Source organism: Oceanispirochaeta sp. M1 (assembly GCF_003346715.1).
Taxonomy (GTDB): Bacteria; Spirochaetota; Spirochaetia; order DSM-2461; family DSM-2461; genus Oceanispirochaeta.
In genome coordinates this window covers 1-21,505 of the sequence record NZ_QQPQ01000010.1, presented here as the reverse complement: position 1 = coordinate 21,505, position 21,505 = coordinate 1, and the positions used below count along the sequence as shown (strand labels likewise).

The 21,505-nt window shown below is 44.2% G+C and carries 22 protein-coding genes and 4 tRNA genes; 21 read left to right on the top strand and 5 right to left on the bottom strand.

Annotated features, from left to right (window positions below; genetic code table 11):
• Nucleotides 1-69 precede the first annotated feature (69 nt).
• The 6 genes from DV872_RS08660 to DV872_RS08635 all read left to right on the top strand — a co-directional run bounded on the left by DV872_RS08660 (nt 70) and on the right by DV872_RS08635 (nt 6,550).
• Nucleotides 70-1,251: a PilZ domain-containing protein gene (locus tag DV872_RS08660; protein WP_114629516.1), complete on the top strand. Its 1,182-nt coding sequence runs from the start codon at nt 70-72 to the stop codon at nt 1,249-1,251.
• A 147-nt stretch (nt 1,252-1,398) separates the two neighbouring features.
• Nucleotides 1,399-2,283 (top strand): hypothetical protein, encoded by an 885-nt coding sequence (locus tag DV872_RS08655; protein ID WP_114629514.1) that lies wholly within the window; start codon nt 1,399-1,401, stop codon nt 2,281-2,283.
• Nucleotides 2,284-2,296: 13 nt separating this feature from the next.
• A complete protein-coding gene (locus DV872_RS08650; protein WP_114629512.1) occupies nt 2,297-3,478 on the top strand; it encodes a hypothetical protein in 1,182 nt (393 codons plus the stop codon).
• 99 nt (nt 3,479-3,577) lie between these two features.
• A complete protein-coding gene (locus DV872_RS08645; protein WP_114629510.1) occupies nt 3,578-5,134 on the top strand; it encodes a ComEC/Rec2 family competence protein in 1,557 nt (518 codons plus the stop codon).
• Nucleotides 5,034-5,867 (top strand): 16S rRNA (adenine(1518)-N(6)/adenine(1519)-N(6))-dimethyltransferase RsmA, encoded by an 834-nt coding sequence (gene rsmA / locus DV872_RS26950; RefSeq protein ID WP_114629508.1) that lies wholly within the window; start codon nt 5,034-5,036, stop codon nt 5,865-5,867. The genes DV872_RS08645 and rsmA overlap by 101 nt, the downstream gene beginning before the upstream one ends.
• A complete protein-coding gene (locus tag DV872_RS08635; RefSeq protein ID WP_114629506.1) occupies nt 5,867-6,550 on the top strand; it encodes a class I SAM-dependent methyltransferase in 684 nt (227 codons plus the stop codon). Before rsmA ends, DV872_RS08635 begins: the two co-directional genes overlap by 1 nt.
• Nucleotides 6,551-6,597: 47 nt before the next feature.
• Here the strand turns inward: DV872_RS08635 and dapA are convergent, their stop codons facing one another.
• The 3 genes from dapA to pta are packed head-to-tail and all read right to left on the bottom strand — an operon-like array spanning nt 6,598 to nt 9,281.
• On the bottom strand, nt 6,598-7,473 hold the full coding sequence (gene dapA, locus DV872_RS08630; RefSeq protein WP_114629504.1) for a 4-hydroxy-tetrahydrodipicolinate synthase: 876 nt from the start codon (nt 7,471-7,473) through the stop codon (nt 6,598-6,600).
• 44 nt (nt 7,474-7,517) lie between these two features.
• Nucleotides 7,518-8,273, bottom strand: a complete 756-nt coding sequence (dapB, locus tag DV872_RS08625) for a 4-hydroxy-tetrahydrodipicolinate reductase (protein WP_114629502.1) — start codon at nt 8,271-8,273, stop codon at nt 7,518-7,520.
• A 9-nt stretch (nt 8,274-8,282) separates the two neighbouring features.
• Nucleotides 8,283-9,281 carry a phosphate acetyltransferase gene (pta, locus tag DV872_RS08620; protein WP_114629500.1) on the bottom strand — a complete coding sequence of 333 codons (999 nt, stop codon included), beginning with the start codon at nt 9,279-9,281 and terminating at the stop codon, nt 8,283-8,285.
• 217 nt (nt 9,282-9,498) lie between these two features.
• On the opposite strand from pta, the gene DV872_RS08615 reads away from it, so the two are divergent.
• The 15 genes from DV872_RS08615 to DV872_RS08545 all read left to right on the top strand — a co-directional run bounded on the left by DV872_RS08615 (nt 9,499) and on the right by DV872_RS08545 (nt 20,266).
• Entirely contained in the window at nt 9,499-10,248 is a 750-nt protein-coding gene (locus DV872_RS08615; RefSeq protein WP_114629498.1) for a prephenate dehydrogenase/arogenate dehydrogenase family protein, read from the top strand.
• Nucleotides 10,241-10,612 carry a polymer-forming cytoskeletal protein gene (locus DV872_RS08610; protein WP_114629497.1) on the top strand — a complete coding sequence of 124 codons (372 nt, stop codon included), beginning with the start codon at nt 10,241-10,243 and terminating at the stop codon, nt 10,610-10,612. Before DV872_RS08615 ends, DV872_RS08610 begins: the two co-directional genes overlap by 8 nt.
• The gene (locus DV872_RS08605) at nt 10,602-11,240 is read left to right on the top strand and encodes a tetratricopeptide repeat protein (protein ID WP_230391508.1); all 639 of its coding nucleotides are present in this window, start codon (nt 10,602-10,604) and stop codon (nt 11,238-11,240) included. The genes DV872_RS08610 and DV872_RS08605 overlap by 11 nt, the downstream gene beginning before the upstream one ends.
• Nucleotides 11,241-11,249: 9 nt before the next feature.
• Nucleotides 11,250-12,581, top strand: coding sequence for a tRNA (N(6)-L-threonylcarbamoyladenosine(37)-C(2))-methylthiotransferase MtaB (gene mtaB / locus DV872_RS08600; RefSeq protein WP_114629495.1), 1,332 nt, complete (start codon nt 11,250-11,252; stop codon nt 12,579-12,581).
• A 156-nt stretch (nt 12,582-12,737) separates the two neighbouring features.
• The gene (locus DV872_RS08595; RefSeq protein ID WP_114629493.1) at nt 12,738-13,598 is read left to right on the top strand and encodes a hypothetical protein; all 861 of its coding nucleotides are present in this window, start codon (nt 12,738-12,740) and stop codon (nt 13,596-13,598) included.
• Nucleotides 13,599-13,610: 12 nt separating this feature from the next.
• Nucleotides 13,611-14,810, top strand: coding sequence for a hypothetical protein (locus DV872_RS08590; protein WP_114629492.1), 1,200 nt, complete (start codon nt 13,611-13,613; stop codon nt 14,808-14,810).
• Between the two features lie 70 nt (nt 14,811-14,880).
• A complete protein-coding gene (locus DV872_RS08585; protein WP_114629490.1) occupies nt 14,881-15,609 on the top strand; it encodes a hypothetical protein in 729 nt (242 codons plus the stop codon).
• Nucleotides 15,610-16,728 (top strand): hypothetical protein, encoded by a 1,119-nt coding sequence (locus DV872_RS08580; protein ID WP_114629488.1) that lies wholly within the window; start codon nt 15,610-15,612, stop codon nt 16,726-16,728.
• 46 nt (nt 16,729-16,774) lie between these two features.
• A tRNA-Lys gene (locus tag DV872_RS08575) sits at nt 16,775-16,847 on the top strand.
• A 23-nt stretch (nt 16,848-16,870) separates the two neighbouring features.
• Nucleotides 16,871-16,942, top strand: a tRNA-Glu gene (locus DV872_RS08570).
• A gap of 3 nt (nt 16,943-16,945) precedes the next feature.
• A tRNA-Lys gene (locus tag DV872_RS08565) sits at nt 16,946-17,018 on the top strand.
• 28 nt (nt 17,019-17,046) lie between these two features.
• Nucleotides 17,047-17,118 (top strand) — tRNA-Glu (locus DV872_RS08560).
• 180 nt (nt 17,119-17,298) lie between these two features.
• Nucleotides 17,299-18,099, top strand: coding sequence for a hypothetical protein (locus DV872_RS08555; RefSeq protein ID WP_114629486.1), 801 nt, complete (start codon nt 17,299-17,301; stop codon nt 18,097-18,099).
• Between the two features lie 102 nt (nt 18,100-18,201).
• Nucleotides 18,202-19,272, top strand: coding sequence for a uracil phosphoribosyltransferase (locus tag DV872_RS08550; RefSeq protein ID WP_114629484.1), 1,071 nt, complete (start codon nt 18,202-18,204; stop codon nt 19,270-19,272).
• Nucleotides 19,247-20,266, top strand: coding sequence for a lipopolysaccharide assembly protein LapB (locus DV872_RS08545; RefSeq protein WP_114629482.1), 1,020 nt, complete (start codon nt 19,247-19,249; stop codon nt 20,264-20,266). Before DV872_RS08550 ends, DV872_RS08545 begins: the two co-directional genes overlap by 26 nt.
• 87 nt (nt 20,267-20,353) lie before the next feature.
• Here the strand turns inward: DV872_RS08545 and DV872_RS08540 are convergent, their stop codons facing one another.
• Entirely contained in the window at nt 20,354-20,977 is a 624-nt protein-coding gene (locus DV872_RS08540; protein WP_114629480.1) for an adenylate kinase, read from the bottom strand.
• Nucleotides 20,974-21,204, bottom strand: coding sequence for a hypothetical protein (locus DV872_RS26375; RefSeq protein WP_147283129.1), 231 nt, complete (start codon nt 21,202-21,204; stop codon nt 20,974-20,976). Before DV872_RS26375 ends, DV872_RS08540 begins: the two co-directional genes overlap by 4 nt.
• Nucleotides 21,205-21,505: the final 301 nt, after the last annotated feature.

The following is a 21,505-nucleotide window of genomic DNA, read 5'->3' as shown; positions in this document are numbered from 1 at the left end:
CTACAGTTGAAAACACCTGTTAATGGTAAAAGATGATGCTCATGATGCCGATAATCGAGATATAGAAATATGAGCATTCTTTACACCGTGTTAACCATCTTTATAATCGTCTCAAGTATTCCGCTGCTCCTGGCTGTCAGAAAAGGTCTGGCCAAGGTGGACTGGGTCGAGTTCTATTCCATGGGAAAAGATGCAGGATTCAGTTTTAAAGAGATCGGCCTTTTAAGAAAAGTCGCCGTTGTGAATAAACATCAGAAACCCTCTTCTCTGTTCTGGTCCATAGATGTTCTTGATAAGTCTCTGGCGGGGATTCATAAACAGATAGAAACTGAGAGTGATCCGGATGAAAAGGATTATCTGGAATATCTCCTTAAAAAACTCTATTCATACAGAAAAAATGTAGAATTCAAGAAACCCAGATACAACAGGGGTATTGAATCCACTGCTGATATCTCCATTAATCAGATTGTTAAACTCAAGGTGGATGTCCTTGGTATCTTCGAATGCTCTGTTCTGGAAAATAACCGTAATTATATTCTTGTAACCTACCCTAAAGGCCCCCCCGTTCCTGTGGGATTCAGCTGGAGGGACAGAACTCTGAATGTATATTTCTGGAGACGAGAGGATGCAGGATATTTTTTTCAGTCACGCATAATGGAAGGATATCCTGATAGAGAATTTAAGACCCTCCGCATGTCCCATTCGGATGTAGTGCTGAGAAGTCAGAAAAGACGTTCTGTCAGAACCAGCTGCAAACTCCCTGCCCAGCTCTATCCTCTAAAGAGTTTAAAGGCTTCAACTCAGCTCCCCGAGGGACAGCCGGGACTGCGCTGTGTCGTACAGGATGTTTCAGAAGACGGTGCCGCCATTCTTATCGGCGGTAAAGGAAAAGTTAATATGTGCTGCAAACTGCAGATGGATCTCTTCGGTAGAATTGCCATCCTCAGAGGAATTGTACGCACTATCGATTTTGATAATAAGAAGAATCTCTCTGTATTGCATATTCAGGCAGAAGAGCCGGATGAACAGTCCCGTTATCTGATTCTGGCTTTTGTATATGATATATACAGAAATGAACAGATGCAGAACGGTAACTCTGTTCCCCCTCTAGACCCGGAAACTCCCGAATTAAAAGTGGAAAAAGGTGATTTTGCCGATCCTGTTCCCAAAGACGATAATTTACCGGTAGAGGATGAGCTTGAAGCTCTTGAAGCTGTTGAGGAAGAATTACCAACTTTCGATTACGACTGAATCTCTTCCTTCTACAGCGAAATATTATCAATTTAACATATATCTGACAGCTTCCCTTTCTTTACATTTTCCATACAACGTATTAAGTTTATCTTCTACAAAGCACCACATCACTCAGCTGCTTTGAAATTGCAAGGAGTATCCGGCATGAGTAAGATAATTAGAAAATTATGGGTTCCAGCCCTGTCCTTTTTACTGTTCAGTTGTGCAACAGCACCTGAATCGGGATTGGTAGCGGAAGCAGATGATAAACCTGTGACAAGCGAAGAAAAAACGGAAGAAAAAGCTCCCGTCTGGGTTACTGTAAAAGTTGATGAGTTTTTTGTTTCTCAGGAAACTATTAAATATGATGACGGTTTTATCGACGGTTATCGTCTTTACGAATACAGTGAATCCGGTCAAATCATAAATAAAATTCATGTCGGTTCCGATGAGAGAATCATTTCTGAAGAGACTTTCAGCTATAACGGCGACGGTCTGATGATGGAGAGCCATTTCTTCTCAGGAGGAGATGAAGTTTCCTATTCTGAGTTCATTTATAATGAAAATAAACAGCTTATCGAAGAGAGTTACTTCAATCCCGAAGGACAGCTTCTGGCAGTTTCGTCCTATGAATATGATGATAAGGGCCGTAGAACAAAGTGGGTCTCCGGTGACAGCGGCGGTATTCCCATGATGTATACCGAATATGAGTATAAGAAAGATAAACTTGTACAGATGAATTACCATATGCCCAGTGGTGAAATGGAAGGTTTTACCCAGTTGGAATACAAAGGTGATAATCTTATGACCGAAGCATCCTATTCCGCCAATTCCAAACTTGAGAAGAAGACCGAATATACTTTCGAAAATGATCTGGTTGTGAGCATGATCTATTACACTGGTAATAACCTGATCAGAACTGTAGAGCTTGAGTATGATGATGCCGGTAATGTCGTTATTGAACGTACAAAAAACCGTCATGGAGATGTCATCGACATTATTGAAAAAGAATATGTAGTTTTTTCTATTGAAAAAACAGTAATGCAGTAGGGGTGGGTCTGTAATGATTAAAAAGAATATTGTATTAAGCGGACTCTTGTTTTTTTCCCTGTCTGTTCTCCCTGTGTTCTCCAATCCGGCGGAAGTCTGGAGTCGTCTCTACCGTCGTTCCAATTCCCTGGAGCAGAAGGAGATGGTTTTAGAGAATATCGTAAAACTGAATGACAGAGCGGTTGAACCTATTCTTATGGAAGCTCTGGAAGAGATGAACAACAACCAGGAAAAATTCCGCGGTGACCGTGCACTCATGATGAAATGGGTTGAAATGACCAATATGATCGTCAAATCACTGGGTGATCTGAAAACACGTGATGCAGAAGATCTGGTCTGGTTTGTGGTGAACCATCCGGCGGATGATTCTCTGCTTAAAGCAAATGCCCTTATGGCCCTCGGGGAAATGAGAGCAACTACCTATGCTTCTGAAATCGCTACCATGCTGAGAAATCTTAATTTCAATACACAGCAGGACAATCTGGTAAGCGCGGAAATTGAAGCCTATGCCTGTGTGTCTGCTCTTCAGAAAATGAGAGATCCTGTGGGATTTGAACCTGTTTTCTATGCAGCCACCGGGTGGTATTCAAAGAGAACAAAAACTTTGGCTCTGGCTTCTCTGAGTCAAATTGCCATGGACCCCACCGAACCTGTTATGAAGATCATGAAGGATGCAGATTTCAGTACTAAACGGACAGCCCTTCTGGTGGAAAAGGAATCGGAAGCTCCTCAGGAGAATAAAACCAAAGTTGCCGTTCTTGCCCTGGATGAAGGTCTAAAGTACAGTACAACTGATAAAAAACAGCAGGATGAACTGTCCAAATTGCGTATCGATGCAATGAAAACTCTGATTCAGAGCAATGCAAAAGATAATGCTGCGGTTCCTCTTTTAAAGACTACAATTGAGCGCTCTAATGATGCGAATGAGACAATCTATGCCTACTATGCCCTTGGTGTAATCGCCAGTGATGAGGCTGTTGATGTTCTTTCGGCAAATCTGGTTCAGTATAATACCAGACAGTCTGACGGTATTGCCGCCACCCAGGAACAGTTAGGCTTCGTAAAGCAGATAATCAATTCCATTGGTATGAGCGGAAACAGCCGCGGTATGGCTTCCCTGACGGAAGTACAGTTTTCAAACTATACTCCCGCCATTAACAGACTGGCCAAACAGGCCATGGAAAAACTTAAATAGTACTGCTGATCAGGCAGATATGAGGCTCCGGACAGATCCCGGAGCCTTTTTTTTAATTTTTTTTGAATCAGGACGGTCATTCCTGCAGTAAATCAGGGTATGAATCATCATATTCTCAGGGGTATCTCCCTCTTTACCGCCTTGTTCTATACAGTAGCTCAGCCCTTCGGGCTCCCTTTTTATTTTTACTTTTTCCCCCTGCTTATTCTAGGAGCCCTTTCTATTGCCTCTGGAAAGAAGGGAGTCCTATTCTTTATTATCCTCCTGATATTTCTAAGTTTCTCCCATGTGATTTACCTCTACAGATCCCGGCTTTATATACCCTTTCCGGTGGAGCATTGTATTTCAATCCGGGGCAGGCTTGTTCAGGAACCCTCCTGGAACAGCAGGGGGAATCTGAATTTTATACTTGAGCCCGGGGTGATCGGAAGCAGGACCGGTGCTGCCGGAGAAGGGCTGGGCAGGATCTCGGTCTCTCTGCCGGCGGAGAGAGCTTTTGCACCTGAAGTATGGGTACGGGGTGACAGCATGAGGGTCAGCGGGAAAATGGTCCTTTATGAGGATGTACCTTTTTTTTATGGCAGATCCATGGATCTGTATGTAGTGAACAGACCACAGCAGTTCAGGCGGCGTCTGCTGGCTCAGGTACATAGAAGGGCTGCTTCAGTTTCAGATTTTTCAGCGTCACTTCTGCCGGCCCTTGTTCTCGGGTTGAAACATCCATCTCAGGAGAGGAGCTCCCGTCTCTTCAGGGAGACAGGTACGGCACATATAATTGCTTTATCCGGTTTTCATTCAGGCCTGGTGGCCTTGCTGCTCTATGGATTTTTTAAACTGATCCTGGGGCATCGGGGAGGACTCGTAATGGCTGGGCTGGGACTCCTGTTTTACCTCTATCTGGCCGGTCCCAAACCCTCATTATTCCGTTCTGTTCTGATGTATCAGATCCTTCTTCTGTGTAAGCTAAATCACAGAAAAGCCGATCTGAGGAAAATCCTGATTGCCTCATTTTTGATTTCGGCACTGGTTTTTCCTGAATCCCTTCATACACTGTCCGCAAGGCTCTCCTACCTTGCTCTCTGGGGAATCCTCTCAAGTTCCTCTCTTATTTATAATTTGCTCCACCCCATGGGGAGCAAATTTCTGAGGGCGGGATTAAGTGCCTCACTGGCCGCTCAAATCTGGACAATACCCCTTGTCCTGAGCTGCTTTGCTATCTGGTATCCCGCAGGTATCGCTGCCTCACTGGTATTAACTCCCCTTGTCAGCTGCTATATGTATACGGGTATTCTCTATCTTTTTATTCCTGATCTCTGGATTTTGACAGTCCTTCCGGTATTTCTGTGCAGGCTGCTTGAGAAGATGCTCCTCTATTCTGCATCGATTTTCAGAAGGATCCCTCCTCTTTCCCTTCCTGAGGCCGGATCGGGGCTTTTCCTCTTCCTTCTCTTTCCGCTATTATTAGGCCTTATTTATCGACCTGGAGGATTTGGTGGAAAAAGAAGATCTGAACCTGAATTACGACTCTATCTCAGAGATCAAAGCGCTGTTGAATATGATGGGGCTGGGCCCGCGGAAACGCTGGGGTCAGAATTTCCTGATAAACAGGGGTGCCAGGGAGAAGATAGTAAAGCAGCTGGATCTACAGGAGAATGACAGGTTATGGGAAATCGGTCCCGGCCTTGGAGCCATGACAAAAATGGCTGCTGCCAATCCCGTTGACTTCACAGCCTTTGAGATTGATCCCGGTTATGTAGAATATCTGGGTCGTGCCATGGCCCCTTTTGATCGTTTCTCTCTGGTTGCCGGAGATTTTATCAAGACCTGGGAGGCCGAAAGAGATGCCAATGGAAAACCGGATAAAGTTCTGGGAAACCTTCCCTATAATGCAGCATCCGCCATCATTGCCAGCTTTGTAGAAAAAAATATGCTCCCGTCCAGACTGGTGCTTACGGTGCAGAGTGAGATGGGGGAGCGAATGACGTCGGCTCCCGGAAATAAAAATTACTCATCTTTTTCAATTCTCTGTCAGTCCGCCTTTGATGTAAAGGACTGCGGAGTTCTCAAACCGGGATCTTTTTACCCGGTTCCCCGGGTATCATCCCGTATTGTCTGCCTGACTCCCCATGGAAAGTATGACAATATAAAAAACAGGATTCTGTTTCAGACCCTGATTCGGGATATTTTCGTATCCCGCCGCAAAACCATTCAGAATAACCTGAGTGCCATGTCGGGACAAAGATTTGCCCGCTTCGGTAAGGACGTTCTTTTCAAGGTTTTTGAAGAAGAGGGAATTGATCTGACCTGGCGTCCTGAAAGGATCACTGTGGATCAGTTTGTAAGTCTCTCTGATCGTCTGGCCGATGTTGATCCCGGTTTAGAGAGCTGATGCCCGATGAAATTTGCCCCGTCTGCTCTGGAGGGGGCAAATTTTTTTATAAAACCGGTAAAAAGGGGAGGAGTGAATCAGAGGTAAAACGATTTTTCTTTCTCTGCCCCTCATGTAGTCTGGTATTTCAATCAATCCTAAGTCTTCCCCGGCCTGATGAAGAGCTGGCACGTTATGAACTGCACAGGAATGATAAAGAGGATGAGGGGTACCGCAACTGGTTGGGCTCTTTTATTAAAAGCTCGGTTGTACCCTGGTATCATGAAGGAAATATTCTTGATTTCGGAAGTGGTCCCCGGCCGGTTCTCACAGAACTTCTGGAGTCAGAGGGTTATCCCGTATTTTCATACGACCCCTTTTTTGCTCCCCGATGGCCGGACCCGGATGAAGGACCTTTCTCTCTTATCCTCCTCTGTGAGGTTCTGGAACATATTCATGATCCCCTGAAAGAGTTTAAAAGACTGAATGACCTGGCTGCTGATGGAGCCGTCCTCAGCCTTAAAACACAGTTTCTGCCGTCTGTAGATTCTGTTGATTTCAAGGGGTGGTGGTATAAGGAAGATCCCACTCATATACGTTTTTACAATTCTGAATCCCTGAGAGTTCTGGGCGCACAGAGTGGTTGGGATCTGGTCAGAGAGGATGGAAAGTCTCTGGCGGTTTATAAAAAAAGCTCCCCCTGAGGGAAGCCTTTTATTTCAATATATTTTTTACTGCGATATATCTTTTATCAGAGCAGACCCTGATTCTTCAGGGCTTCTCTGATTTTTACTTTTGTCTCTTCCCCAGGAGAGCAGAGAGGCAGTCTGAATATATCTTTTACCAGTCCCATCTCACTCATTGCCCATTTTACAGGAATGGGGTTCGTTTCCAGAAACATGCTCTTAAACAGAGGAAGCAGTTCGTAGTGAATTGTTTTTGCTTTTTCCAGATCACCACGACGGGCAGCCTGAATCAGTTCTTCCATCCACTGGGGTATGATATTAGCGGCAACCGATACAACACCGTTGCCACCCATCAGAGTCAGAGGCAGTGCCAGATTATCATCTCCGGAGAGAACTGAAAAATCGGCAGGTTTCCGGCGGATCACCTCCATCATCTGATTCAGATCACCGCTGGCCTCTTTTACAGCCACGATATTTTCATGTTTTGCCATGCGCATCAGCGTATCAGTCTCGATATTCACACCGGTTCTGCCTTTGACGTTGTAAACCATTATGGGGAGGTCCACCGCATCGGCAATGGCCATGAAATGCTGGTAAAGGCCTTCCTGGGTGGGTTTGTTGTAGTAGGGTGAAACCTGCAGACTGGCATCGGCACCAATTGCTTTGGCCAGTTTGGTCATCCGGATTGCTTCGTCAGTAGAGTTTGATCCTGTACCGGCTATGACGGGTATTTTACCATCTACTTCCTTTACAACAATCTCTATCACTTCAATATTCTCTTCGTGAGAAACGGTGGGGCTTTCTCCGGTTGTACCAACGGGAACCAGTCCGGATATTCCCTTGCTCAGCTGAAACTGAACAATTTTTTTCAGGCAATCCTTATCAATTTCCCTATTCTCATCAAAAGGTGTGACTAATGCGGTATATACGCCTGTGTACATTGATTGCTCCTTGTTTTCTTCTCTTAGTTATATTTTACTTTGGTTCAAGAGTCCAATAAGTCATTGATAAAATCATCCACCGTAAAAACACCTCTGCGGCCTTCATCGGCAGACAACCACTCGGCAGCCATAACAGCACCCAGGGCAAAACCGCCTCTGTTACGGGCACTGTGTGTGATTTCCAGAGTATCAGCCGGTGAGTCGAGGGTCAGGGTATGAATCCCTGGAATATACCCGCCCCGGACTGATGCCACATGAAGCTGTTCTGCCTTAATTGCTCCCGTGGGATTTCCCGGGAGAATCTCCTTTTTGCGGTCCAGATTATCCACTACCAGCTGAGCTGCAGTAAGAGCTGTACCCGAGGGTGCATCCACTTTCTTATTGTGATGATACTCAGTGATCATTACATCATATTCTTCAACTTTGTTGATCATACGGGATGCGGCAGCTGTCATTCTGAAGAAAAGGTGGGCTCCGATAGAGAAATTGGAACCGTAAAGATAGGCTCCCTTTCCGCTTTCAAAGGGTTTTAATATGGTCTCTTTATTTTCCGCCCAGCCTGTGGTGCCTATGACAGCCTTAAGGTCATACTGACTGTAAAGTGCTGCATTTTTCTCAATACCGTCGGGAAGAGCAAATTCAATAACCGCATCTGCAGCCTTCAAAGACTCTTCCGATGCTCTGAGTTCATCGCCGTATCCGCCGGAATCCACGCGGGAAACTATCCGGTGGCCACGTTCAAGGAGTATCTTTTCTACTTCACGACCCATACGGCCGTATCCCATTATGATTACATTCATAGTTTTATATCAGTCTTCCACCTGAGTCATTGTTACAGATACAGTGTTGACGATGTCTTCCACTGAACATCCTCTGGAAAGGTCGGAGATGGGTTTTGCAAATCCCTGAAGGAAGGGGCCGTATGCACCTGCATTTCCAAATCTCTGAGCCAGTTTGTATCCGATATTTCCGGACTGGAGGTCGGGGAAGATCAGAGTGTTGGCTTTTCCTGCAACAGAAGAACCGGGTGCTTTTTTTGCCCCTACGCTCTCAACGATAGCTGCATCAAGCTGCATTTCACCATCAACATTGAGTTCGGGAGCTCTTTCTTTAACGATTTTAAGTGCATCGGTAACCTTGTCCACATTGGGGTGGGACGCAGAACCTTTGGTAGAGAAAGAGAGCATAGCGGTCAGAGGCTCTACCTGCAGAAAGGTCTTACAGGATACTGAAGACTGGATGGTGATCTCGGCCAGCTGATCTACAGTGGGATCGGGAATGGTGGCACAGTCTGAAAATATCATCAGTCCGTCCTGACCCCATTTCTTTTCGGGAAAGTCCATTACGAAACATGAAGAAGCCGATGAAACACCGGGAGATGTTTTAATAATTGTAAAACCGGCAACAAGTACTTTTCCGGTAGGATTGTCTGCACCGGCTACCATTGCATCGGCATCACCCTTGCGGACCATCATGGCTCCCCATTTCAGGTTATCCTTAATCTGTTCTTTAGCATCTTCAAGACTCAAACCCTTATGTTTTCTAAGTTCATGGTATTCCTGAGCATATGTGTCAAGAAGAGCGGATGAAGAAGGATCAACCACTGTCAGTCCATCAAGAGAAACTGACTCGTCGGCTGCTGCTGCTTTGATGGCGGCAGTATCACCTACAAGAAATACTTCAGAGGCAATCTTTTCATCTATGATGATTCTGGCGGCGGCCAGGGTACGGGCTTCGGTTCCTTCGGGAAGAACCAGTTTTTTCTGCATGATTACTGCTTTTGCTTTCATATCTGCAACGAATGACATATTTTAACATCTCCTGAATATTACAATTGGGGTCCGCTGTAATATAACCTCAGGTCAAAACAGCAGTACCCATAGTTTCCAATTACTATAAACCTTTTTAGAGAACAGGAAAAGAAGGCTCGCCTGATTAATACAGTTTGAAACCCTCTCTACTATCTCTGTATTTCAGATGAAGTTTTGACTTTGCATCTTCGGGTTTTTTCTGTATGATAAGAAAATGCAAATTGCCGTGTACGGCCTGGGGCGCTTCGGCTCTTTCTGGGCTTCATTATTATCACAGTCTTTTAAGGTGAAAGCATATTCGCGGAATCCTGACAGACTCACGCCTGAAGGTGTTGAGAGGGTAGGTCTTGAAGAGCTTATGGATGCACATGTTGTCTTCCTGTGCAATGCTATCTCTTCCATGGAACAGGTCCTTCCGGAAATAGCTCCTCTGCTGAAACCGGGTACCCTTGTGGTGGATACCTGTTCAGTTAAGGTTTATCCCATGGAGATGATGAAGAAGTATCTTCCCCAAACTGTAGATATACTGGGTACACACCCCATGTTCGGTCCGGATTCAGGAAAGAACGGTGTGAAAGGGCTCCCAGTGGTGATGTGTAAAGAGCGGATCAGTGATGAGGACTATATTCTCTGGAAAGATCATTTCAGGAGAATCGGTCTGGCTGTTCAGGAAATGACAGCCCATGAGCATGACAAAGAGGCTGCCTATACTCAGGGTATTACCCACTTTATAGGAAGAACTCTGGATGAGATGAATCTTCATCCCAGTTCAATGGCCACCGCCGGTTATGAAGCACTGCAGAATATTGTAAAACAGACATGTAATGATCCCTGGCAGCTGTTTCTTGATCTGCAGAAGTATAATCCTTATACGAGCAGTATGCGGAAAGATCTGCACAAAGGAATTGAAAAAATGCTTGGAACATTTGATTCTATAGAAAGCGTAGGAGATCTGAATGGCTGAAATACATTCACGTAAAATCAAAGAACATAAACTGGATACTGTACTGGCTGAAGATATCAGCTTTATCGGAGAACTTTCTTTTACTCAGGAACTGATGATCAAGGGTAAGTTTGAAGGAAACATACAGGCCGGTGGAGATTTATATATTGCGGAAAACGCAGATGTTACCGCCGAGATCGGCGCCCGTTCTATTCATGTGCGGGGGCGTGTTAAAGGCAATGTTTATGCAGAATCACAGGTTGAACTCATGGGGAATGCCGAAGTGATCGGTGATATTACTGCACCCAAAATTATTATGGAGACCGGCTGCCGCTTTGAAGGAGTGAGCAGAATGGTACCCGCGGAGGATTCTCTTGAAAAATAAAATACAGAACCTTGTTCTTTTTATATGTCTTGCAGCGCTGATGCCTCTGGGGGCTCAGGAAAAAATAGATGCCCTCAAACTGTACCGGCAGGGTGATTATGAACAGTCGGTTACCATCTGTCTCGAAGAGCTGGCATCCTATGATGATACACAACTTATACAGCGAATGGATTCCTATACAGTTCTTGGATGGGGACTGATCCGTCTGGGACGCTATGATGATGCCCTGAAATACGGAGAAGATGCTCTGGGATTGTCCCGTTATGATGCAAGAGTCATTGAGAACCTGGGTGAAGCCCACTATTATCTTGGAAATCACGAAAAGAGCCTGTCCTACTTTCAGCAGTATGTCTCTCTGAATCCTACGGGAGACAGAATCGGTCAGGTTTACTACTACATGGGAGAAACCTATATCCGTCTTGGAAAATACAATCATGCGGATATAGCTCTTTCTACTGCCTTATATCATGTCCCCTCAGCCGCCCGCTGGTGGTCCCGTCTGGGTTATGCCCGGGAAGGCGCTGAAAAACTTGATTCCGCCGAAGAAGCCTATAATCAGGCACTGGTTCTTCAGCCATCACTGCAGGAAGCCCGTAAAGGACTGGAGCGGATCAGAGAGAACCGTTAGGGATCAATAATGAAAGCAGCATTTTTTACATTCGGCTGTAAGCTTAATCAGTGTGAAACTGAAGCTCTGGCCGAAGCCTTTGAAAAACAGGGCTTTGATATTGTTGAATTTTCCGATCCTGCTGATGTCTATGTGGTCAATACATGTACAGTTACCTCAAAGAGTGAGCAGAAAGCCCGGCGTGTGATCCGGAAGACCAGCCGGGATTATCCTGAGTCTCTTGTTATTGTTACAGGTTGTTATGCCCAGTTGGAACCCGAACTTATCGGAGAACTGGGAGACAATGTACTCTCGGTAGCCCTTGACCGGAAGGATCTTATCATGGATATGGCAGGATTTCTGGGCAGTGGTCAATCTGAAGGTCAGGAACTCTACAGGAGTGCCGGATTCTGGCTTGAATCACAATCTCCCGGAATTGATGAGTCTGAAGGGCGATTCCGCTTTTCCGCAGCCGATTTTAACTTCCATGCCAGGGCTTTTTTGAAGATACAGGACGGCTGTGACCACCGCTGTGCCTATTGCCGTGTCTGCCTGGCCAGGGGAAAGTCTGTCAGTCTCAGTTCAGATACTCTGATGGAGAGGCTGAAGGATCTGGAAGCCGGAGGTTACGAGGAAGTTGTACTTACGGGAGTCAATATCGATTCATACCGGGACGGCAGTATGAATTTATCAGACCTTCTGCACCGGATAATTGAAGAAACCGATCATTTCAGAATCAGATTATCTTCACTGGAACCTAAAACATTGCTGGAAAGGGATCTGTCAATATTATCCCATCCCAGAATCTGTTCTCATTTTCATGTGTCCGCTCAGTCACTGAGTGATTCAGTGTTGAAGAGAATGAACCGCCCCTATGGATCACAGGCCGTTATAGATGCGGTTGCCCGCTTAAGAGAATTAAAGGATAACCCCTTTATCGCAGCCGATATCATTGCCGGATTTCCCGGAGAGACGGAAACTGAGCATAATGTTACCGTTACATCCCTGAAACAGATAGATTTCGCCCGTATCCATGTTTTCCCGTTTTCGGCCCGTCCGGACACCGCTGCCTGGGAGATGAAACCCAAGATTCCAGAGCGGATTACCGGAGAAAGAACAGAAGAAATCAGGGGGATATCCTCAAAATCCTACAAAAATTATCTTGAACAGCAAACAGACCGTACAGCGCAAGTCCTTTTAGAGGAAGAAAAAAAGTCGGGTGAAGATAAATTCTGGGAAGGAACCAGCGATAATTACCTCCGTGTCAGAATTCCTTACAGTGATGAGATGAAGCGGGGAACCCTCGTCTCCTGTCGTATAGTTTCTGAGAAAAACGGTACACTGTATGGTAAATCTGAGTAACATCCTAATATATTTGAATTCCTTGAAATATCCCCTATATGGGCTATATTTATATAGGAATGATGTGCAAATAGTGGCATATTCTCATTCAGTATGTGTTAGAGTTTTATAATACATGCGCAATTAAAAATATTGTCCTTATTATAGGAGGAATCTATGAATAAGAGAATGTTACCGGGATTGGTCCTGGTTCTCCTGATCGTACTGAGTGGTTGTAATCCTTTTACAACAAACCTCTACAGCGGAATTGATAATTTCAAAAATCCCGACCTGACAAACGCAGATGATCTTCTAGATGCGGCGGATGAGCCTCAGTTCTATGAAAATCTTAAAAATGATCCAGCAGCCAAAGCACAGGTTCTGGAGACATTGCAGAGTGTCCTGGATGATCCGGATGCCTCGGATGAAAAGAAGCAGGAAGCTGCTTTAATGATGACAGATGTGCATCTTAAAACAACAAATACAGAAGATACCATGAGTAATCTGAACTCCCTTGTGGGAGATGCGGTCTCGGGTGAAGATGTCTTTGAGGGCAGCGGTGACGGTCCTGAAACTTTTTTCAGGGCAATCTTCGGCGAACCCCCTGCAGCCATTTCTTTTGCTGACTATAAAGCAGCTGTAACCATTCAGCTCAACGGCTTCCTGGCCGCTGCAGAACCTCTTCAGCATTATGGTGAGACTCTTGAAGTAACCGGTACAAGTCCTCCGGGAACCAATGACGGTGATAATGCCACTAAAGCATTGATGGCCGGTATGACCAGAACACTTGTGTATTACATAGATGCTTCAACAGAGGCTGCAAGAGTCGATATTCTGGCTTCCTATCTTGCTACTCCCAAGAATCCTGACGGATCTATTCCCTATACAATTACTTACAGGGAAGGAGAAGGCGGTATTCCTGATTTTAATGGTCCCTCAGATATGCTTGTTGATCCTGCAGATCCGACAAATCCTGATAAGGATGGTCTGGTCGAGGTTGTCGCATTCGGTGGTCTCGATCTTGACTCATTATTCTAAGGGGGATACAGCATGAAAAAAATATTTAGCATTTTACTTATATTACTTACAGTTTCCGGTATGGCTTTTGCCAAAGACCGTTATTATTCCCCCTCCTTTTCCTGGGTAAGTCCTGAGGTTAAAGGCCAGGGAGGTTCCTTTGTTTCAAACGGAAGCGGATACAATTCTCTTTTGGTAAACCCGGCATCCTTCGAAAAGTCCAGAGAGAAAGAGAAGAAAGACGGTGAGATTAAGAAAAAAGGTGAGGTAACTCTTCTTTCCATAGGCGCCGGATATTCTGGTGATTTGTTCACCTATCTTGAAGAGAGCAGAGCCGGTGATAAAGAGATTGTAGAGCTTATGCTTGATCAGGTTACATCCAACGGTATGGGTGCTTCCGTTCAGATCGGAGGCGGTTATGTAGGCCGACGGTTTGGATTCGGCTTTATAACTGTTGCCGAAATGGATGCTCCTCCCGTTGAAACAACACTGGGTATTACCGGAGATCTGATGCTGACCAGTGGTCTTGTGGCCGGTTACGCACATCCCTTTGAGCTGGGTCAGTTTAAGCTTGTCGTAGGTGGAGATGTTCGCCCTATGTACCGCTTTGTTGCCAAAGATATCGATATAGCTGCTCTCACAGGCAGCGTTCCCGATACAGCAGGCGGCGGTGATACGAGTGGAGAGATCAGTTTCTCTTCAGTCAATGCAATGGCAGGTATCGGGGTTGGATTTGATCTGGGTGTGGACTTCTATTGGAGAGATCTGATCACCAGCCTCACCATGAGAGATATCGGTAACACCAGATACTTCTTCAAACCGGTAGAAGCCGCTTTCGGAATGCAGTTTGCCAATGAAACAATTGATGAGATCTATGTAACTCCCTGGACTATGAACTTTGGTATTTCCTACCACCCGACACTCGGGAAACTTAATAAGTTTGTTGACCCCACTATTCACGGTGCTTTCTCTCAGCCACTGGTTAGTGAAGATAGTCTTTATGGGTACGACAGTCAGTCTTTCTGGAGTAGACTTGATCTGGGAGCCGAAGTGGTTCTTCTCTCTTCTGTTGCTCTGAGAGCCGGTCTGCAGGGTGGTTATTTCACTGCTGGATTCGGACTGGATCTATTCTTTATTGAACTGAATGGAGCTCTCTATGCAGATGAAATGGGATCACATGCGGGAGATCAGCCTGAAATGGGTGGTTCTCTAGAGTTTGCAATCCGCTATTAAGTCTTATTTTTCAATAAAATAGTAAACCCGGATATCGCAGGATGTCCGGGTTTTTTATATAATAGTCATTATGAAAAAATTGTTGATACTGATATTGATGCCCCTCGTTCTTTTCTCGGCATGTGATACCAGGCTGGATGCAAATCTTTTTTCCGGTCTTAAAAACACTGATAATATTACTGTCCTTGAAGCAATTGCCTCGGGGGATGAAGAGATAATGACGGCCGTGTATGAGAGGGAAAAAGTCCGCCTAAATGCCCTGGATCCTGTTGTGGAAAGAGCTGAGTATCTTCAAACCAGCCTGGATGTTGCCGATCTTCAGTCGGTGAGATCTAAAGGGGTTCTTCTTTTTCTGACTTTGATTGCTATTGAGGTCAATCAGGCTGAAATTTCGGATGTGATTGACCGGGATATTGTTGAAGACTTTCTATATGAAGTCACCGACAGAGTGCGGGATGTGTATGTGTACCGGGGTGACCCCACGGGGTCTCAGAAGTTTATGGCTATCCTGGGGATCATCGTTTACTGGTATTATGTCGCTGATATACTCGGGACTTCGCCAAAAGAGCTGTTTGAGGCCTACAGAGACGGAACTCTAGACACATTACTGTCAACTTTAGACTGGGAGAATCTTGAAGCATATGATACTCCCGGTGCTATAGAAGAGGATCTGGCAGATGCTATTGTCGAAATTAAAACCTATATAGATGATATTAAAGATGATCCTGAATATGAGAATACCCCAGAGCTGGAACAGGCCGTTCTAAACACGCAAGACAGTTTTGGACTGGGCCTTTAGATGAAGAAGATTTATTTAATACCTCTATTTCTCATTGTCACATCTTTACTCCCTGCAGAACCCCTTACCTGGATATCAGGCCGCATGTATTCCACCGGCGGTCCTCATGCAGCTGATGGAAATACGTTCTCATCTGTGTTCTATAATCCTGCCTATTTTGCCATTTCTGAGGATCAGGCTCTGTTTTCGGATACGAGCATCGGTGTTTCCGGTTTTAATAATAAGATTATGGATCTGATTCAGGACAGTGATTATGTCGGCCTGATTCCTATTAGTGAGGGAACATATTTTAAAGCTGACCTTTCAGGACCTATTAATTCGGGATTTATCAAGAACAGCTCAGGGTTCAGAGTTTATAATAAGTTGGATGTACTTACATTTACACCCAATATGGTTGTCTCTTCGGCCTTCAGGGTGAATGATCAGCTGGTTTTTCAAGGGGGGACAGGGGGAAAGCTGCCTCTTCCGGCAAAATGGAAGGGTGAGGCCTCCTGGGGAGTTCTGGGGAAGTTTTTTGTTGAATGGAACTATCTCTACGACAAGGATATTCTGGAATTCCTATATTCTTTTACAGATCCTTCACTCTTTGTATCTCATCCTATGAATATAATGACCGGAGCAGGTGTAGACCTGGGGCTTCTTCATAAGGTCTCTGAGGGCTTCTCATACGGTTTAACAGTACATGATGCATTTACCCCTTTCGGAGACTTTGTATACAGCAGTGTTGATGAATACGGCAAGTCTCTGGGCTACTCTCATACCGAGTTTGCTCTGAAACCTGTAATTGTCTCAGCAGGGTTTAAATACAGCCCGAATATCTTCAAACGGCAGAAGTGGATCGGTCCCTGGGATATCTATCTGGATTACAGGGATATTTTTGCTTTTGCCTATGAAGATCCCAGGAATCCTATTCTGAACCTTGGAACCGGTACGGAACTGAGGATGTTTAGATTTCTCGATCTGCGACTGGGCTTGAACGACGGTCTTGTTTCCTTTGGAACGGCCATGAATTTCAAGTATTGGGGTCTTGGTATCTCTTTTTATGGAAACGAATTAACTAGAGAACCGGGAGTGTTCTCTGTCTACAGTGCAAAATTAAATATAGAATTTCACAAATGATTATTGACACTTTCAGTCTCATTGGGTATATTACCACTCGTTCTACGGGCCGCTAGCTCAGCTGGCAGAGCAACGCCCTTTTAAGGCGTGGGTCACTGGTTCGAACCCAGTGCGGCTCATAGGCTAACCGAATGAACAATTTGTCTCCATCGTCTAGGGGTTAGGACACCGGGTTTTCATCCCGGCAACGGGGGTTCGATTCCCCCTGGAGATGTACGGGCCGCTAGCTCAGCTGGCAGAGCAACGCCCTTTTAAGGCGTGGGTCACTGGTTCGAACCCAGTGCGGCTCATATCCGTATTGTTCGGTTAGTTTTTTTTGTCTCCATCGTCTAGGGGTTAGGACACCGGGTTTTCATCCCGGCAACGGGGGTTCGATTCCCCCTGGAGATGCTAAATGCATCTAAAAGGGACAGTCTTTTGACTGTCCCTTTTTTTTATTTATAATTATTCCCCGATTTTCTTCATATTGCGGTATCCCCGTAGATTTTTTCATTTTCATGTTTTGTTTCTCTCCTCAGATGCTGTACAATAAACAAATACTTCTTAATAAATATAGCTTTGGAGGAAACCATGTCTAAAGGTTTTAATAAAATTGTTCTTATTGTTCTCACGTTGCTGGTCAGCACATCTCTGTTTGCCGAGTCTTCGGTGGGTGGAACAAATGCGAGAGGTCTTACGGGCCTGATTGTGACACCTTCAGCTCACCTGGGATGGGATGATTCTGATTTCGGTCTGGATTTCACTTATTCCCTTCTCACTGGAAACGGGACAGCCCATATACCGGCAGTTACAATAAGTCTTTTTAAAAAAGCAGAGATTGCTCTGGCCTACGATTTTGAAGAATTTGATGATAATACAGGCTACGGAAATATCCTGGTAGGTGGAAAGTTTCAGCTCTATAAGGAAAAAGGAACGGCTCTGGCCCTGGGTGGAAACTTTGAGTCCGTTACAGGACCCCGTTATGAAAATATTGACAGTGAACTGAGGAATAGTTCGGATGTATATATTGTTGCAACTTACAGTGGTGATTTTTTTGATCTTCCCGCGGTAACCTCCATGATGTTCGGATGGCAGATCCTGGCTGCAGGTGATGTTACATCCAGTTTTAATTATTCCATGGGATTCGAGCTGGGACTGTTTCCGGACAAGCTTAAAAATTTTGTATACTGGATAAATGATTTTTCAAATTATTCTTATGCTGTTTATCAGGATAAAATTTCTGAAAACCGAGGAATCTTCAATACAGGTCTCAGGATCGATCCTCTGAAAGATAATAATCTGAAGCTGATTATCAACCTTATAGGAACAGATTTGCTGGATGAGGGCAGCAGGGGATTTATGGTAAATACAACTTTTGGATTCTCTCTCTGAATAATGGATACTCAAATTTCATCAGATACTTTGTGAGTGAACTGTTTTTTGTGTATAATAATTGCAGTTTAAACAGAATATCAGCAGACGAGGAAAATGATCATGAATAAAAGAGTTGTTCTGAAAGCAGAAGATCTTAATGGTTATCTGACAGAGGATGATCACAAAAATATTAAAGAGATGAATGGATACTATTCTCAGGCCATAGAATCGTATCGTTCTCTCTCTGTTGCAGAAGGTAATTCTTCTGTAATTAAAAAAGAAACTGATAAAATTATTAAATTATATGACACCATGGGTGATTTTATGAAAGAGATCACAGCAAAGGAAGAGGCTATTAAGGTCTATTCTTTTGTGACCCATCAGATCAAGCATGGTGAAGTATCAAGACTTATCGCAAAATTGAGAGATACAAGAACTCCTCATGATGAGTTTGTCTATTATGTACAGAGGGCCTATGAGCTGTTGTTCAATCTGGCATATGACGGTGGAGAGAGTAATCGTAAGAACCATCTGATAGTGAAAACTCCTGTAACAGTGCCGGTTCAGAATTATGCAGTACATAAGATTCCTGATTTGGATGATGCCATTTCAAATTCGGTAATGTGTGTAATGCTTCGCGGAGCTCTTCTGCCTTCCATGATTCTCAGTAAGGAGATTCAGGAGTATTCCTCTACCGGTTATGTCACCCCCTTTGCTCTATTTAAGATAAAGAGGGACGATTCCAGGATGAAGCATAATATGGAATATATTCTTGATCTGGATAAATCCTTTTTTAATCCTGAAGAACTGGATGGAAAGGATCTTATTTTTGCAGATCCCATGAATGCGACCGGTGGAAGTCTGGTTACTATTGTGAAATATATTCTTGAACTGGGAGTTAAGCCTAAATCAATCCGTTTTCTCAATGTTATTTCGGCATTGAAGGGGACTCTTCAGATTATACGCTCTATCGAAGATATAACCTGTTATACGCTCTGGATGGATCCAGTCTTAAATGATGCAGCCTATATTCTTCCCGGACTCGGTGATGCGGGAGACAGGCTTAATGGTAAAGATATCGATGACTATCCCCGTAATATGATCCAGCTTATTGCGGATTACGGTTCTAATATGGCAAATCTTTACAGATCTCAGGTGAGGACTATTGAGCAAACGATTCTGGGTAATTAGTACTGCCCTTTTATTAACATTATTAACCGCATCCTGTAAGTCAACGGGAACCAGGCTTGAATTGGCACGTGATTATTACAATATTGGAAATGCCTATTCTGACCTTGAGGAATATGAAAAGGCAGCCTCCTATTATAAAAGAGCTTTGGTTCTTGATCCGAGTATCAATCAGGCGGCATATAATCTTGCTAGAACAAGTCTGGAGACGGAAGAGTATGATTTTGCCATAAAGCTTCTTTTGGATCTGGAGAAACAAGACGGCGACAATCTTATGATTCTGGAGATGCTGGGATTCAGCTGGTATCAAATCGGAGATGATGAGAAGGCGGCGCAATATTATAAAAGGAGTCTGGAGATCGATCCGGCTCATTTAAGAAGTCTGCATAATATGAGTCTTCTTGAGAAGCAGAATGAGAACTGGGGCTTGTCCCGTCAATATCTTGAGCGGCTTCTTGAGCTTGAAGAGAAGAAGGAATACCGGATACTCCTTGCTGAACTGGCTGTGGCCATGGAAGAACTGGACACTGCGATACTTTATTATGAAGATCTGGTTGTTGAGTATGAAGGAGATCCGGAGACCTATCTTGCTATGAAGGATCTTTATCTGGAAACAGAGCGCTATTACAAAACTCTGGATATGCTGGAGCTCCTTGTGTCTTCCGAATCTGATACTGAGAAAGTCCCTGGCTATTATTTTGAAAAAGCAAAACTTGAGATTGAAATTCTTGATGATCCCATTAATGGTCAGAAGAGTCTAAAGTCAGCGCTGGAGAAGGGGTATTCTGAAAGAGACGCTCTACTGGAGCTTATTGAATTGGTGGAACCCACTTTCAGATCTGATGTAAAGACCCTGATTGAAGAGTATGTTTCACTTGAAGAACCTGTTGAAGAGGAATCAGATGAAAATGTGAAAGAAGAATCTGAAACTGATTCATCTTCAATTCAGCTTGATAAGTCCGCTGCGGATAAGGCTATTCTTGATGCTGGTAACTGATATCTCCTAATCATCGATTTATAACAAAAAAAACCGCCGATCGGTTCAGATGAACCCGGCGGTTTTTTTATATACTGTATAAAACCGTTATATATTTTTTTTAAGATCTTCAAACACAGCGTTAGGATGCTGGGCGCTGCTGATATCTTTCAATATACCTTCATTTCTGTAAAAGCTGATAAGGGGCTCGGTGGATGATGCATATACGGACAGTCTGTTCTTTATAGCATCAATCTGGTCGTCGTCTCTGGTATAGAGCTCTCCGCCGCATTTATCGCAAACACCTTCTTTTGCGGGAGGTATGAATTCAACATGAAAACTTTCACCACAGGAACGGCAGACCCTTCGGCCTGAGAGTCTGCGGATAACTTCTTCTTCGCTGACAGTAAAATTGATAACAGTATCAATATTGGCAATCTTTTTGAGTGCTTCCGCCTGAGGGAGGGTTCGGGGAAAACCGTCCAGGATGAATCCATTATCAGCATCGCCCTGTTTGAGACGCTCTTCAACGATTGCTGTAGTCAGCTCATCGGGAACAAGATCTCCGGCATCAATAATGGATTTGACTTTCTTTCCGAGATCTGTCTGGTTTTTAATTGCAGCTCTGAAAAGATCTCCTGTAGAAATATGAGGAATGCTGTAGTGTTCTTTGGCACGAAAAGCCATTGTTCCTTTACCAGCCCCCGGAGGGCCTAAAAATATAAGATTCATGTATTCTCTCCTGGATTATGAATTTTATCCGCATCCTCGCATTGGGGGGAGCAGTATTTGTGTTTTGTCTCTTCGGACAGCATAAAGTAATTACCGCAGTGAGGGCAGCGTTTATATTGTCTGGCACATTCTTCACTGCAGAACTGCTTTACGATCATGTTTGCTTCGGGAGCATATCGTCCACAATTGATGCATTTGCTATATACTGTTGTTTCTTCTTGAGACATAAAAAAATAATATATAAATTGATAAGGGCGGTCAATCGTAAAAGAAGGGAATCCGAAAAGTGCTGGATCTACTTTTTGAAAAATATAAATGCTCTAAATCTAATCAGGTAAAGAGTATAATAATAAAGGGTTAATCAGTATTCGTTTTTTTGTACAATTCTGTTGACAAAAAAAGGGTATTAACGGTATATTCACGGAGCGTTCAGGCAAACAAGCCGACAACGCAACGAACAAAGAGAGCAACTCTTAACGAGAAGCGATCTGCTAAATGTTCTTTTACAAAGGAATTAGAGAAGGGAAA